The 14718-nt window shown below is 68.3% G+C and carries 11 protein-coding genes, 1 tRNA gene and 1 pseudogene; 9 read left to right on the top strand and 4 right to left on the bottom strand.

What is annotated here, in order from left to right; all coding sequences use genetic code 11:
• Positions 1-15 precede the first annotated feature (15 nt).
• The 3 genes from GQ464_RS15075 (at position 16) to rpiB (ending at position 2799) form a co-directional block, all read left to right on the top strand.
• Positions 16-798, top strand: coding sequence for a DUF4292 domain-containing protein (locus GQ464_RS15075; protein WP_166980871.1), 783 nt, complete (start codon positions 16-18; stop codon positions 796-798).
• 8 nt (positions 799-806) lie between these two features.
• Complete coding sequence (locus tag GQ464_RS15070) at positions 807-1988, top strand: murein hydrolase activator EnvC family protein (RefSeq protein WP_166980873.1); 1182 nt, start codon at positions 807-809, stop codon at positions 1986-1988.
• 148 nt (positions 1989-2136) lie between these two features.
• Entirely contained in the window at positions 2137-2799 is a 663-nt protein-coding gene (rpiB, locus tag GQ464_RS15065) for a ribose 5-phosphate isomerase B (RefSeq protein ID WP_166980875.1), read from the top strand.
• A 65-nt stretch (positions 2800-2864) separates the two neighbouring features.
• Here the strand turns inward: rpiB and GQ464_RS15060 are convergent.
• The 3 genes from GQ464_RS15060 to GQ464_RS15050 all read right to left on the bottom strand — a co-directional run bounded on the left by GQ464_RS15060 (position 2865) and on the right by GQ464_RS15050 (position 6771).
• Positions 2865-2950, bottom strand: a tRNA-Leu gene (locus tag GQ464_RS15060).
• Between the two features lie 156 nt (positions 2951-3106).
• A complete protein-coding gene (locus GQ464_RS15055; protein WP_166980877.1) occupies positions 3107-4519 on the bottom strand; it encodes an amidohydrolase family protein in 1413 nt (470 codons plus the stop codon).
• Positions 4520-4596: 77 nt separating this feature from the next.
• Positions 4597-6771 carry a multicopper oxidase family protein gene (locus GQ464_RS15050; protein ID WP_166980879.1) on the bottom strand — a complete coding sequence of 725 codons (2175 nt, stop codon included), beginning with the start codon at positions 6769-6771 and terminating at the stop codon, positions 4597-4599.
• Positions 6772-7045: 274 nt separating this feature from the next.
• Between GQ464_RS15050 and GQ464_RS15045 the strand changes: the two genes are divergently transcribed.
• The 5 genes from GQ464_RS15045 to cas7c all read left to right on the top strand — a co-directional run bounded on the left by GQ464_RS15045 (position 7046) and on the right by cas7c (position 13647).
• Positions 7046-8065, top strand: a complete 1020-nt coding sequence (locus GQ464_RS15045) for a helix-turn-helix transcriptional regulator (protein WP_166980881.1) — start codon at positions 7046-7048, stop codon at positions 8063-8065.
• A complete protein-coding gene (gene cas3, locus GQ464_RS15040) occupies positions 8050-10263 on the top strand; it encodes a CRISPR-associated helicase Cas3' (protein WP_341481834.1) in 2214 nt (737 codons plus the stop codon). Before GQ464_RS15045 ends, cas3 begins: the two co-directional genes overlap by 16 nt.
• A 25-nt stretch (positions 10264-10288) precedes the next feature.
• Positions 10289-10936: a type I-C CRISPR-associated protein Cas5c gene (gene cas5c / locus GQ464_RS15035; protein WP_166980883.1), complete on the top strand. Its 648-nt coding sequence runs from the start codon at positions 10289-10291 to the stop codon at positions 10934-10936.
• A 12-nt stretch (positions 10937-10948) separates the two neighbouring features.
• The gene (cas8c, locus tag GQ464_RS15030; RefSeq protein WP_166980885.1) at positions 10949-12652 is read left to right on the top strand and encodes a type I-C CRISPR-associated protein Cas8c/Csd1; all 1704 of its coding nucleotides are present in this window, start codon (positions 10949-10951) and stop codon (positions 12650-12652) included.
• An 86-nt stretch (positions 12653-12738) separates the two neighbouring features.
• Positions 12739-13647, top strand: coding sequence for a type I-C CRISPR-associated protein Cas7/Csd2 (cas7c, locus tag GQ464_RS15025; protein ID WP_166980887.1), 909 nt, complete (start codon positions 12739-12741; stop codon positions 13645-13647).
• A 3-nt stretch (positions 13648-13650) separates the two neighbouring features.
• Here the strand turns inward: cas7c and GQ464_RS15020 are convergent, their stop codons facing one another.
• Positions 13651-14094: a type II toxin-antitoxin system VapC family toxin gene (locus GQ464_RS15020; RefSeq protein WP_166980889.1), complete on the bottom strand. Its 444-nt coding sequence runs from the start codon at positions 14092-14094 to the stop codon at positions 13651-13653.
• A 330-nt stretch (positions 14095-14424) separates the two neighbouring features.
• Here GQ464_RS15020 and GQ464_RS19255 point away from each other — a divergent pair.
• Positions 14425-14553, top strand: a pseudogene (locus tag GQ464_RS19255) (CRISPR-associated protein Cas4); the annotation flags it as partial.
• Between the last annotated feature and the right edge of the window lie 165 nt (positions 14554-14718).

Below are 14718 nucleotides of genomic sequence, written 5' to 3'. Positions count from 1 at the left end.
CGGCGGCCCTCCTCCATGCGGACCCTGCCCCTTTCCTCCCTGCTGCTGACCACCCTGCTGCTCGGGGCCGGCTGTGCCGGTACGCGTCCTCCACACGCCCCCCTGCCCGGCACCTTCCCCAACCACACCGCGGCCCAGATCCTGGCCAACCTGCGCCTCTCCCCGGATACCCTCGTCGCCTTCCGGGCCACGGCAAGCATCTCGGTGCGCACCCCGGCACAGGGCGGAAGCTTCACGGCCGAAATGCAACACCGTCGCGACGACTCGCTCCTCCTGCGCATCCGGGGAACCTTCGGCATCGAAGCCGGACAGGCCCTCCTCACACCGGACAGCTTCTTCGTCTACGACCGTCTCAACAACCAGCTCCTCTACGGGCCGGTCGACCGTGCCGGCGACTTCCTCCCGGCACCCGTGACGACCGGCGACCGTTTCGCCGCCCTGCTCGGCCTCCTGGTCCCCGATCCCGACATCTCCTGGCAGGTCCGGGCCGATGAACGCTACTATTACCTCTCCGAACCGGAAGGCCGGATCGCCTACGTGGTGGACCCGGCCGTCTGGCGCGTCATCCGGCATGAAGTACGGTCGGCTTCGGGCACGATCCTTGAGGACCGTGTCTACGCCGAGTTCGAACGGTTCGGCGCCCTCTACATGCCGCGCCGGATCGTCTACCGTCGCCCTCCGGACGACGTCTTTGCCGCCCTGTATTATCGCACCCTCACCCTGAACCCCCCGCTGCAACCCTTCACCCTGAAGGTGGATGCGTCCGCCCGGCGCATCCCGGTTCCTGCCTCCGAATGATGCCCGCCATGCGCCTTCCGGCCCTCCTGCTCGTACTCCTGGCCTGCCTGCCGGCGGCGGCCCAGGACATCGCCGGCGACCGCACGGCAACGGAGCGGCGCCTGCAGGAGCTACAGGCCCAGATCGCCCGGGACGAGGCCCGGCTGGCCGAGACGAGCGAGGCCGAAGAGGCCACGCTGAAGACGTTGCAGGCGCTCGACCGCCAGATCACACTGCGCGAAGAACTCGTCCGCAACTACCAGATCCGCCTGGAAGAGCTCCGCCATGAGCGCGACTCGCTGCAGGCCTCGCTGGCCGGGCTCGAAACGGCGATCGCCGGGCTGCGGAGCGAATACCGCCAGCGGGCCACCCATGCCTACAAGTACGGTCGCCTGCACGACCTGGCCCTCATCCTGGCGGCGGAGTCGATCAACCAGATGCTGATCCGGGTGCGCTACCTCCACCGGTTTGCCGAGCAGCGCCGGCGCCAGCTCGCCACGATCCGCGAGGCCTCCGCCGAGATGGAACAGCAACGCCTGGCCCTGCAGGAAAAGGTCGAGCACACCGACCTGCTGCTGCGGGCCGCGGCGGACGAGCAGCAGAAGCTGGCCCGCCAGAAACAGCAGCGCCGGCGCGTGGCCGAGGAGCTACGCAAGCAACGCCTCTCGCTCGAAGCCTCACTCCAGGAAAAGAAGACGCTGGCCTCGCAACTGGCCACCCGCATCCAGGCCCTCATCGCCGAGGAAGCCGCCCGGCGCCGCACCTCCGGCAGCGCCGCCGGTGCCGCCTTCGTGCGCCTCTCCGGCTCCTTCCTCCAGAACAAGGGCAACCTTCCGTGGCCGGCCGCCGGCCCGGTCGTCGAGCCCTTCGGCGAAAAGGTGCATCCTGTCTACGGCACCACCACCCCCAACCCCGGCATCGTCATCGCCACGCCGCCCATGGCCGAGGTACGCGCCGTCTTCGACGGCACCGTCATCAGCATCGACGTCATGCCGGACATCGGCCGCTACATGATCGTCGAGCACGGCCAGTACCACAGCGTCTACGGCAACTTCGCCCTGATCAACGTGGGCGAAGGCGAACAGGTCCGGGCGGGACAACTCCTCGGCCGCTCCGGCACCGACGCCGAACCCAAAGGCGAGGGCCTCTTCTTCGGCCTCTTTCACGACGGCCGGCCCGTCGATCCCCTGGCCTGGCTCGCCCGTCGCTGAACCCGGAAGGACACGAAGCGGGGACGGGCGTCCGGATTGCGGGATTCGATGGACGACGGCCTATCGCCTTTCGGGCCTCTGCGGCTGCCCGGCAGGTACACACCGGACGCGGCTTGAATCCTCCGGCCGGTGCTCGTAGCTTCTGCACATGCCCAGGAAAACCCTCATCACCGAAGCCCGGGTGCTCGAAGCCGTACGGGCGGGGCAGCAAACGCTCGCCGTACCGCCGGACGCCCTCATCACCCCCCTGGCCCGCGACACGGCACGTGCGCGCGGCCTCGCTTTCGTCGTGACGGAACCGGCCGCCCGCACGTGCGCCTGCGAACACCCGTCCCCCACGCCGGAGCGCACCCACCGGGTGGCCCTGGGCAGCGACCACGGTGGCTTCGCCTACAAGCGCCTTCTCCACCCCTTCCTCCAAACGCTCGGCTGGCAGGTCCTCGACGTGGGCACCGACAGCGAACAGAACTGCGACTACCCGGACTTCGCCTTTGCCGTGGCCCGGGCCGTCACCTTCGGCCAGGCGGACTTCGGCATCATGATCGACGGCGCCGGCCTCGGCTCGGCGATGGTCTGCAACAAGGTGCCGGGCATCCGCGCCGCCTGCGCCTACAACGAGTTCACCGCCTGGAACGCCCGTGCCCACAACGACGCCAACGTGCTCACGCTCGGCAGCCGCACGCTCGGCATCGAGGTCTGCAAACGGATCGTCCAGGTCTTCCTGGAAACGCCCTTCGAAGGGGGGCGTCATGCCGCCCGCGTCCAGAAGCTCACCGACATCGAGGCCCATTTTGCCTCCGACCGGGGCTAACCCCGTTGCCCCGAGCGACGAGGGCGGCCCCGGCATCGTGCGCGAGACCGCCCTTGCTGGCAGGGTGCCGGGAGCGGGGCTCGAACCCGCACGGGGCACAGGCCCCAACGGATTTTAAGTCCGTTGCGTCTACCGATTCCGCCATCCCGGCTCTACACGTGCTAAGCTAAGCACAACACCGCGCGCAAATCAAACCTCGGGCCGCAGTACACCCCGGCGCGGGATCCCCACCCACCTCGCCACGTCCGGGGGGTTCCCCTCCGGCGGGGTTCGCAGGGTTCCCATCTCCACGGCCCGCACCCGCCGGCTACCGGATACCCACGAGGCCCCGCACCGATTCGATCAGCTTCGCCGCGTCGTAGCCGACGCCGGCCTTGAACACCAGCGTGACGTTGCGGATCTGGGCCGGGTCGGTTTCCGGATCCCCGTCGATGACGATGAGGTCCGCCTGCTTGCCGGGGGTGACCGTGCCCACCTTCTCGTCGATGCCCAGCACCTTTGCCCCGTTGGCACTCATGATCTGCACGACCTCGACGGGCGTGAAGCCGGCCTCGACGAGCAGCTCGAAGTTGCGCTGGTCGCCGTAGCCCGGCAGGGCGCCGCCGATGCCGGTGGGGTCGACGCCGGCGGCGAGCGTGCCGCCGGCCCGCACGAAGCGGTACTCGTACGCCTGCGCCTTCTTGAAGAGCCGCGCCCAGAAGTCGCCGCCCCGTTCCCTGATCCGCTCGCGTGTGGCCAGGTATTCCTCGCGCACCTCCGGGGCCATCGCATCGAGCACCCGCTGTTCGAGGGGCGGCCGATCCGGGACGATCAGCTCGTAGACGGCCAGCGTCGACGTCATCGGCACATCGTGCTCGATCATCACACGAAACGTCTCCCGCACGGCCTCGCCGTCGAGGTCGACCTCCAGCAGGGATTCGCGGAAGTCATCGGGGCACCGGTCGGCGGGCTTGTCGTCGTCGTAGTCCGTGTTGGTGAAGAAGCCGTGCTCCAGGTTGTCGATGCCGAGTTCAACGGCCTCGGTGAACGAGACGGAACAGAGGTGGCCGGTCACTTTCAGGCCGTGCCGGTGCGCCTCGTCGATGGCGGCGGCCAGCTCGTCGCGGGTGATGAGCGTGTAGGCTTTGAACCAGTCGACGCCTTCCTCGGCCCAGTAGCGCACGACGCGCCGGGCGTCCTCCGGCCCGGAAAGCCGCGTCATGTACGTCATCCCTTCCCCCCCGGTGAGGTACGGCCCGGTGATGAACATTCGCGGCCCGACCATCTCACCGGCCTCGATGGAACGTTTCAGGTTGATCTCGCTGTAGGGGGCATAGCTGCCCGTGGTGCGGATCGTCGTGACGCCGGAGGCCAGGTACAGCACGGGGGCGCTGTAATTGAGCTGGACGCGCCGCGAGGCCGTCGTGTAGAACGTGTGGTTGTGCAACCCGACAAAGCCCGGAAAGACCGTATGCCCCGCCAGTTCCAGCACCGCCGCTCCCTCCGGCACCCTCACCTCCTCCACCGGCCCGACGGCCGCGATCCGGTCCCCCTCGACGACGATGGTCTGGTGCATCCGGGCCGGAGCACCGGTGCCGTCGATGAGCTTGACGTCGCGCAGCACCACCACGGGCGCTTCCACGCGGATGAAACGGCGCACCTCGTCGGAAAAGCCGGGGCGCTGTGCCGTCGCCGGCAGGCAGGCGAGGAGGGCGAGCAGGGTCAGCAAAAGCGGGCGCATGGTTCGAAGCAGGTTGGGTGAGACGGGCAGGCGGGCCCGGGCCTCCCGGCGGGTACGCACCGGGAGGCCCGGGGACGCTATTCTTCCACCGAAAACACCATCTTCATCCCCGACTCCAGGTGTTCGGCAATGTGGCAGTGAAGCATCCAGTCGCCCGGATTCGACATGTCCACCAGAATATCCGCCGTAGCGCCGGCGGGCAGGAGCACCGTGTCTTTCCAGACGAGGTTGTCGTTCGGCACGCCGCCGACGGAGAGCACGAGAAAACGCTGGCCGTGCAGGTGGACCGGATGCTGCATCGCATGGAAAGCGTTCCGGTCGTTGATGAGGCGAAGCTTCACGACGTCCCCCCGTTGAAAGCGCCAGTCGATATCCATGTTTTCCCGGCCCGTGGCGGGGTCGCGCAGGAGCCATCGGACTTCCCGGCCCGTGGCGATCCAGTTCATCACGGGCATCGTTTCGCTCCATTCGACGGGATTGGCATAGACGGCGTCCAGGCGCATGAGCTGGCGGACGGGCAGCGGCAGGTCCTGCACTTCCAGCGTCAGGATCAGCGTGTGATCGACGGGACGGTCGAAGGCCGCGCGGTAGGCCGCCAGGTCGGCGGCCACGTCGGCATGCTCGCGGAGCCGCTCGAACGTGGCGGTGTAATCGGGCGTCGCCGGCCGGATGCCGACCTGCACGCGGGCGAGCGTGTCCACCTCCGGGACGAACCGGCCGAGGCGATGGTGGACGGCCTGCACGCGGTTGAGCATCGGCACCGTGCCCGGCTCGGGGAACCGCACCTCGACGATGTACCGCTCCGCCGGGGCGATGACGACGCTCTCCGCCCACACCTCCCGTTCGTACTTGCCCACGTCCGAGCCGACGACCTTGACGGGCAGGTCACCGAAGGAGAGGTTGAAGGTCCGCGTGTTCGAGGCATTGGTCAGGAAGAAGCGGACGACCTCGCCACGCTGCACGTCGAGCCGGAAGTCGGGCTCGCCGTTGACGAGGAAGACGTTGCCGAAGCGCCCCATCAGCATGAAGTTGGCCGAGGCCTCACCGTAGGGGACGAGACCTTCGTCCCCGAGCAGGAGGTCGTCCAGCATGAGCACGGCTTCGCGGTGGACGGGGCCGAAGTAGTCGTCGCGGACCGGGCGGACGAGCAGGTTGCCATAGAGGCCGAGGTCCTGCTGCACGTCCTCACGATGGTGCGGGTGGTACCAGTAGATGCCGGCGTCGGGGAAGAAGACCCGGTAGGTGAACGACGCCCCCGGCATCACGGGCTCCTGCGTCACGCCCGGCACGCCGTCGAAGCGGTTGTCGAGGCGGACGCCGTGCCAGTGTATGGCGGTGGGCCACGTCGTCTGGTTGGTGAAGTGGACGACGACGGTGGCCCGTTCCGGCACGTGCAGCAACGGGCCGGGATACTGCCCGTTGAAGCCGTACATCAGCAGAGAGCGCCCGCGGATCGTACGACGGACGAGACCGGCCTCCAGGTGCAAGGTGTCGCCGTCGGCCAGGGTAACCAGGCGGCGTGGGACCGCCTCCGGCACCGCGCCCGCAGCCCCCGGCAGAAACGGCGCCACCTGCGGCGTGAGGCCGCGCATCCCCGGCATCATCGGCTGCCCCGCCGGCATGGGCGGCATCGTCCAGCCGGACGTGTGACCGTGCTCGTGCCCGTGACCGGCCCGTGCTTCCGTGGCGGGCGGGATGAGGACCGCCGGCGCGGTGGACATGAGGTCGTGCACCTCCATCAGGCTGCTCGGCGAACGCCCGCGCAGAACCAGCCGGCCCGCCCGTGCCGTGACGTCTGCCGAAGCTTCGGCCGTGACGAGAATCAGGAACTTGTTGAAGGCGACCTCCCCCAGCGGTACGCGCCCGTTGTGCACGGTGCCGAGTTTCACTACCGGATCGAGCACGGGCGTCGTGGCCCAGGCCACATAGGCGGTATACGGCCCCAGCGTCGACGGATCGGGCAGGCCCTCGACGTGGGCCGTGAGCCGGTAGCGGAACGTCCCGGCGGCATCGACGGCAACGGTGAAGGGCGAGCCGGCCCAGCCCAGCTCCAGCCGGGCCCGCACCGCCCGCAGGGCCGGCACCGGCACCAGCTCGATGCAGTAGAGGTCGGTGCCGGCGGGGTCCGGCCCGCCGGGACGATCGTCGCACGGGCCGTCCGGGAAGGACACGCCGCCCCGGGCGCCCGGCACCAGCACGAGCCACCCCAGCAGGGCCGCCACGCCCCCCCACCTTGCGGACTTGTTACGCACGTGATGCTCCGGCTACCGATCCATACCCCGGACTTTACAAAAAAAGATGACTTCCGGGCAACCCGGTTACACCGGCGGGCAAGGAAATCGCGGGCGGTTGTGTGGGTTGTGGGGGAGACCGGCCGATCCCCGCACAGCACCGGACAATTTTTTCTTTTACCCTGAAGTCGGATTTCAAGGTAATGGTCGTATTCATGCCCGTACACCCTGCGCACAGGTTATTTTTCGCGCATCCGTGTGTTTTACAAATATCCCCGGATTTCCCGAATCGCTTATGCCAAGGGTTCCCCGCTCCTCCCCATCGGGACCACAACTCTGGCGACTTCAGAAACTGCTCGAATGGCTTCGCACGGGTCGTCGTCTGACCCAGGCTCTGGCCGCCGAAGCGTTCGAAGTATCCTCCCGCACCATTGCCAGCGATCTCGAATACCTGCGGCAGATCGGGGTCCCGCTGACCTTTGACCGACGGAAACGGTCCTACGTGCTGACGGAGCCTTTCGGCAACCTGCCGATCCTGTCCCTGACTCGCACCGAGTTCGCCGCCTTTCTCGTGGCCCGCCATGCCCTGGACGCCCTGGGAGACACCGCGCATGCCGATCTGCTCGAACGGGTGATGGAGCGCCTGTCCGATCACCTGCCCGAAACGATCCGCGTCGAGCCGGAGACGCTCTCGCGTACGATCCGCTTCGAACGCGGGCCGGGACCGGCCACCCCGTTGCCCTACCTGGAGGCCCTTTCGGAAGCCATTGCAAGCCAGCGCGTCGTTCGGATGCGCTACTATTCGAACAGCCGGGGCCAGGAAACCGAGCGTGACGTGGAACCCTACCACCTGCTCTCTTACCAGGGCCGGGGCTACCTGATCGCCTACTGTCGCCTGCGGCAGGCCATGCGCGACTTTCGCGTCGACCGGATACAAGCCTTCGAAATACGAAACGAGGTGTTCGTCCGGGATGCAACGTTCGACCTGGACGCCTACCTGGGTCCCGCCTTCGGTATGCACCGGGGCGAACGTCGCTACGCCGTCCACATTCGTTTCTCTCCCTATCAAGCCCGCTGGATCCGCGAAGAACGCTGGCACGAGAGCCAGATGATGTTCATGCGCCCGGATGGCAGTCTGGACCTCCACATGGAGGTAGCCGGCCTGGCCGACGTGGCCCGCTGGGTGCTCTCCTACGGCGGCGAGGCCGAAGTCATCTCACCGCCGGAGCTGCGCCACCGCATCGCCCGTGAGGCCCGGCGCATGGCCGCCCTCTATGCCGGCGTCGGAACCCTCGACGAATCCCGTCACCCCTGAGAACCCCGTCATGCCATGCCCGACACGCTGATCGCCCATTCGGCCGGTCCCGACGGCACCCCGCAGTCGCTGCTCGACCACCTGGAAGGCGTGGCCTGCCGCGCCCGGACGTTCGCCGCCGCCTTCGGCAGCGCGGCTTCGGCGACTGGCTCGGCAGGTGGCACGACGCCGGCAAGGTCGCGCCCGACGTACAGGCCTACCTGCGCGGCGAAACCGACACGCCCCGCGGCCCCGACCACTCCAGCGCGGGAATGCTGGAGGCCGCCGAGGTGCTGCCACCGCTGGCCTTCAACGTGGCCGGACACCACGGCGGCCTGGTGGACCAGGAACACCTGCGGGAGCGGATCGAGAGAAAGCGTAGCGAACCCCGGGTCGTGGAGGCGCTCGCGCGAGCCCGCCGCCTGCTCGAAGGCCGGGTGCCCACGCCCGGCCCGGACGACCTGCCCGCATTCGTCGGGGCACCCGACCCCTCCTCCCACCGGCGAAGGCTGGCCTTCTGGACCCGCATGCTCCACAGCGCCCTGGTCGATGCCGACTGCCTCGACACGGAACAGCATTTCCAGCCGGAGAAGGCCACCGTCCGGACGGCCCGTGTGGACCTGCCCGTGCTCTGGTCCCGGTTCGAAACGCAGCAGCGGGCCCTGATGGAAGGCAAAACGGGGCCGGTCAACGAAGTCCGGCGGGAGGTCTATGCCGCGTGCCTGGCTCGGGCCCACGATGCCCCCGGCATCTTTTCCCTGACGGCGCCCACGGGGGCCGGCAAGACGCGCTCGGCCATGGCCTTCGCCCTGCGGCACGCCCTCCGCCACGGCAAGCGCCGCGTGATCGTCGCCCTGCCGTACACGAGCATCATCGAGCAGAACGCCGACGTGTACCGCGCGCTGTTCGGCGACGAGGCCGTGCTCGAACACCACAGCGCCGCCTACAGCCGCGAAGCGCCGGGCACCGAGTCGGCGTCGGAACGCCGGGCGCGCCTGGCCGCCGAGAACTGGGACGCCCCCATCATCGTGACGACGACCGTCCAGCTCCTCGAAAGCCTGTTCGCCAACCGGAACTCCCGCGTCCGCAAGCTGCACAACCTCGCCGGAAGCGTCCTCATCCTCGACGAGGTGCAGACCCTCCCCCCGCGCCTGCTGCGGCCCACGCTCGACGCGCTGGCGCACCTGGTGGAGGCCTACGGCGTGACCCTCGTCCTGAGCACCGCCACGCAGCCCGCCCTGGCGGAGCGCCCCGGCTTCCCGGGCCTCCCGAACGTCCGCGAGATCCTGCCCGACCCGGCCTCGGTGTTCGACCGGCTGCGGCGCGTCCGGTACGAGATCGACGTGCAGACGCCGTGGCCGTGGCCCCGGGTGGCGGCAACGCTCTTCGAGGAAGCGCAGGCGATGGTGGTGCTGAACACCATCCGGGATGCGATGGCGCTGCTGGACGAAGCGGACGGGCGGGACGTGCTCCACCTCTCGACCCTGCTCTGCGGGGCGCACCGGCGCGTGGTGCTCGCGGACGTGCGGCAGCGCCTGGCCCGGCGCGAGCCTGTGCACCTCATCTCCACGCAGGTGGTCGAGGCGGGCGTGGACCTCGACTTCCCCCTCGTCCTCCGCGCCCTCGGCCCGCTCGACCGCATCATCCAGGCCGCCGGACGCTGCAACCGCGAGGGCCGGCTCGATGCCGGGCGCGTGGTGATCTTCGACCCCGAGCAGGGTGGGCTCCCCCTCGGCGCCTACAAGTCCGGCACCTCCGTCACCCGAACCCTCCTCGCCACCGACCCACCGCCGGACCTCGACGACCCGGAGCTCCCCCTGAGGTATTTCCGCCTGCTCTACGGGAATCTGCGCGAGGCGCTCGACGAGGAAAACATCCTGGACAAGTGGGCCGCCTTCAACTTCGAGCAGGTTGCCCGGGCCTACCGGCTCATCCCGGACGACACGGTGCCCGTCGTGGTGCCCTACGACCCGCCCGGGCGGCCCGGCGTGCGGCAGGCCGTGCTCGACCGCATCCGGCGGCAGGGGCAGGCCTTCCGGCCAGACTACCGGGCATTGCAACCGTTCCTCGTGAGCCTGCGCGCCCGCCTCCACGAACAGGCCGTCGCGCAGCGCCTGTGCGAGGAATGGGTGCCCGGCGTGTGGGTCTGGCACGGCGTCTACGACGACCTGCGCGGCCTGCAGATGGAATTTCCGCTCCTCGACGACCCCGTGATCTAACCCACCCAGCCAACCCGAACGACCCATGCCCGATTACACACCGGTCCGCGTGAAGGTCTGGGGCGAATACGCCTGCTTCACCCGCCCAGAGATGAAGGTCGAGCGCGTGACGTACGACGTGATGACCCCCTCGGCCGCGCGCGGCATCCTGGAGGCCATCTTCTGGAAGCCCGAGTTTGAATGGCGCGTGCAGTGCATCCACGTCCTCCGGCCCATCCGCCGCATCTCCCTGCTCCGCAACGAGGTCAACACGAAGGCCTCCGAGCGCGCGGCGAAAGGCTGGGCCGAGAGCGGCGGCGGCTACTTCACCGACCTCGACCGCACCCAGCGGCACACGCTCGCCCTCCGCGATGTGGCTTACCTCATCGAGGCCGACGTGCACCTGCGCACCCGCACGGGCGACGCGCACCCGGCCAAGTACCGCGACCAGTTCCGCCGCCGCGTCGCCCGCGGGCAATGCTTCCACCACCCCTACCTGGGCTGCCGCGAGTTCAGCGCCGGCTTCGCAGAGCCCGACGGCACGGAGCAGCCCATCGACCGCACCGAGGACCTCGGGCGCATGCTCTTCGACCTTCGCTACGGCGACGACGGACGCGGCCACCCCTTGTTTTTCCGCGCCCGCCTCGAACGCGGCGTGCTCCACGTCCCGCAGGAACTGTACGATCCACGTTGAACGGAGGCCCTCATGATCCTCGAACGACTTCGCGACCTGCACGCGCGCCTGGCCGGTGAACTGGTTCCGGCCTACCACAAAAAACAGCGTGTCCCGTGGATCCTTGCCCTCGACGAGGACGGCCGTTTTCTGAACATCGAACGGGCCGAGACGGGCAAGGAGGATTACGTGGAGATCGTCGCGCCCACCCTGAAGCGTACCTCCGGGACACGGGCGCTGCTCTTCGTGGACAAGCCGTCGTACGTCCTCGGGCGGCCCGATGCCGACACGGAGAAGGCACGGGCGCAGGCGGACGAGCGCCACACGGCGTACCGCCGGCTCGCCGAGGCGTGCGCGCTGTCCGTACACCACCCGGCGACGGACGCCTTCCTCCGCTTCCTCGACGAGGAGATCGAGGCGGCACGGGCGCACCCGGCGACGGCGGAGATGAAACCCGGCGACCTCATCGCGCCCCGCGTCGGGGAGACGTTCCTGACAGACCTGCCGGAGGTGCAGGCCTGGTGGCAGAACCACGAGGACGAACGCGCCGCCGAGGACAGCACCCTCACCGCCCGGTGCATGCTGTGCGGCGAGGAGAAACCGATTGTCCAGGTGCATCCGGTGGATGTACGCGTGGGGCCGGACGCCGCCCCGCTCGTCTCGGCCAACAAGGATGCCTTCGAGTCGTACGGCCTGAGCCGGTCGGAGATCGCGCCGATGTGCCAGCGGTGCGCGCGGATGTACGGCGAGGCGCTCGCCTACCTGCTCAAGAGCCCGAAACATCACCTGTCCCTCGGCGGGCTGCACTGGATCTTCTGGACCCGTGAGGCAACCGACTTCGACGTGATGAAGCTCTTCACCGACCCGGACGAGGAGCAGGTCCGGGGGCTACTGCGCGCCCCGCAGTCCGGCACACTGCCGGGGACCGTCCGCGCGAACGACTTCTACGCGCTGGCCGTCACATCGAACAAGCGCATGGTGGTGCGTAGCTGGCTGACGATGACCGTGGACGAGGTACAGCACCACCTGGCCCGCTACTTCGAGCACCAGCGCATCCTCAACCACCGCGGGCTCTCGCCGCCGCTCAAGCTAGAAAACTTGGCCGCATCCCTGGTCCCAATCAAAAAGGGACGACCTGATTGGGATAAGCTGCCTCCGCAGGTCGTGCCGCTGCTCCTGGAGCACGCCCTCACCGGCCGGCCGCTCCCACTCTCGCTCCTGCACCGGGCCGTCCAGCGGGCCCGCACCGACGGCGAGCACGCCATGACACGCCCCCGCGCCGCCCTCATCAAACTCGTCCTGCTATCCCAACCTGACCTATCGGAGGAACGCATGGTACACGAAGCCCTCACCCCGGACCAACCGAGCGCCGCTTACCAGTGCGGTCGCCTGCTCGCCGTGCTGGACGACATCCAGCGCAACGCCATCAGCCCCAAAGCCACCCTCGTGGACCGCTTCTACGGCTCGGCCTCCGCCACGCCCGCCAGCGTCTTCGGCGTGCTCCTGCGCAAGGCTCAGGCCCACCTGGGCAAGCTCCGCAAGGAAAAGCCCGGCCTGCACCACCACTTCGAGCAGATGCTCGGCGAGATCATGAGCCACCTCGATGGCTTCCCGCGCACGCTCTCCCTCGAAGAACAGGGCCTCTTCGCCATCGGCTTCTACCAGCAGAAGCACCGCCCCCGCAAGACGGACGGCGATGAACCGGCCGAGGCGACCGCGGAGGCAGCCGGCGACTGACCTGCGCCGGCACGGCCCGCCCGGTCGGCACGCCAACCATGCCCCCATTCTTTCCCTTTTTTCACCCAGCAAACACCCTGAGCACCATGAACGCACACCTCGACCCTCAGCGCCGCCACGACTTCGCTTTCCTCTTTGACGTGACCGACGGCAACCCCAACGGCGACCCGGACGCCGGCAACCTGCCCCGCGTGGACCCCGAAACCATGCAGGGCCTCGTCACCGATGTCTGCATCAAGCGCAAGATCCGCGACTTCGTGGACGCCTCGCGCGGCACGGAGGAACGATACAAGATTTACGTCGAACGCCTGGGCGTGCTCAACAACCAGCACGAAAGGGCCTACCAGGCGCTCGACCTGGAATCGACCGGGGCCAAGCAGGACCTCGCCACCATCGACAAGGCGCGCACGTGGATGTGCGCCAATTTCTACGACGTGCGCACGTTCGGCGCGGTGATGACCACCGGCGTCAACTGCGGGCAGGTGCGGGGGCCGCTCCAACTGACGTTCGCCCGCTCCGTGGACCCCATCGTCCCGATGGATCTCTCGATCACGCGCGTGGCCGTGACGCGCCCGGAAGACGCGGTGCAGCTCGTGGAGACGGACGACGGCGCCACAGCCCGCGGCAAGCAGACCGAGATGGGCCGCAAGGCCATCGTGCCCTACGGCCTGTACCTGGGCTTCGGCTTCTACAACCCGATGCTGGCCGCGCAGACCGGCTTCGATGCGGACGACCTGGCGCTCTTCTGGCAGGCGCTGACGATGTGCTGGGACCTGGACCGCTCCGCCTCGCGGGGCCTGACGGCGCTCCGGGGCCTGTACGTCTTCTCCCACGAAAACCGGCTCGGCAACGCCCCGGCGCACACGCTCCTCGACCGCATCCGCCCCCGGAAGCGGGATGGCGTGGACGTCCCGCGTGCCTTCAGCGATTACGAGGTACTCGTCGACGAGGACAACCTGCCGGCCGGCGTGACGCTGACGCGACTCGTGGGGTGAGGCCTACGGCAGCGCGTCAGCGAGCCGCATAACCTCGAGGCCCGGGGGGCCCTGTAGGCGTGCGTCGTTGGTGAGAAACACCTCGCAGTCCGCCTGCAAGGCTGTCGCCACGTGAATGGCATCGGGCAGTTTGAGCATGGTCGCGGCGCGAAGCCGGGCTGCTTCGACGAGAACCGAGCGCGTGATCGGCACAACCGTCAGGCCTTCGTGTGTCTGAACAACCGAACGGTAGTGCCTTGCAAGATCCACCCTGGCTTCACGAAAAGGCCATACCAACACTTCAGCCAGTGTCAGTTCACTGGTGAAGGCCAGAAGGGCCTGGTGCGCGACCTCACCGAACAGCCTACCAAGCAACCCCTGGAACGGCTCGTGTCCTTCTACGGCATAGATGAACACGTTGGCATCGAGGTACACACGGCGACCGATCAGATCGTCGATCAATCCCATTCGTCGCGGAGGGTTCGGAGGTGCTGATCGATCTGTTCAGGGCTTGCGAACAACCTCGGCCCGCTCCCAACGATACCGGCCAGCGGCAGCGGGGGAGGCTCTGCTTCCGCGGTATCTCCGAGCCGGACGATGACCTCCGCTTCGGCACCTTCCGGCAGCGAAGCATCCTGCACAGACACGACCCCGCCGGGCTGTACCCGCACGCGCTTCCTGATAGAAACCATGCCCGTTTTTTTTTTGATGACGGATGGCAACCACCTGAACGATGCCCGATCCGGTTCGGATCCGGGGCCGGTCTGGGACGAGGCGCCGGTCTGGGACGAGACCGAGCTGGTGCCCATCTCGGCGCTCCAGCACTACGTGTACTGCCCGCGCCAGTGCGCCCTCATCCACGTCGAGCAGGTCTGGAGCGAGAACGTCTTCACGCTGCGCGGCCGACGGGCGCACGCGCGGGTCGAGTCGCATCCGCCCTCCGGGGCGGATGAGGATTGAAATGCGTATGGCGGCGTCGTCGTAGCTGCGCCGCGTCTGGTCGCATCCGCCCTCCGGGGCGGATGAGGATTGAAATTCGACCAACCCGGCATGGAGAACACGCCATGAGCAGTCGCATCCGCCCTCCGGGGC

The organism is Rhodocaloribacter litoris (genome assembly GCF_011682235.2).
GTDB lineage: Bacteria > Bacteroidota > Rhodothermia > Rhodothermales > ISCAR-4553 > Rhodocaloribacter > Rhodocaloribacter litoris.
The sequence above is the reverse complement of the archived record's forward strand: the minus strand, read 5'-3'. Positions and strand labels throughout refer to the sequence as shown.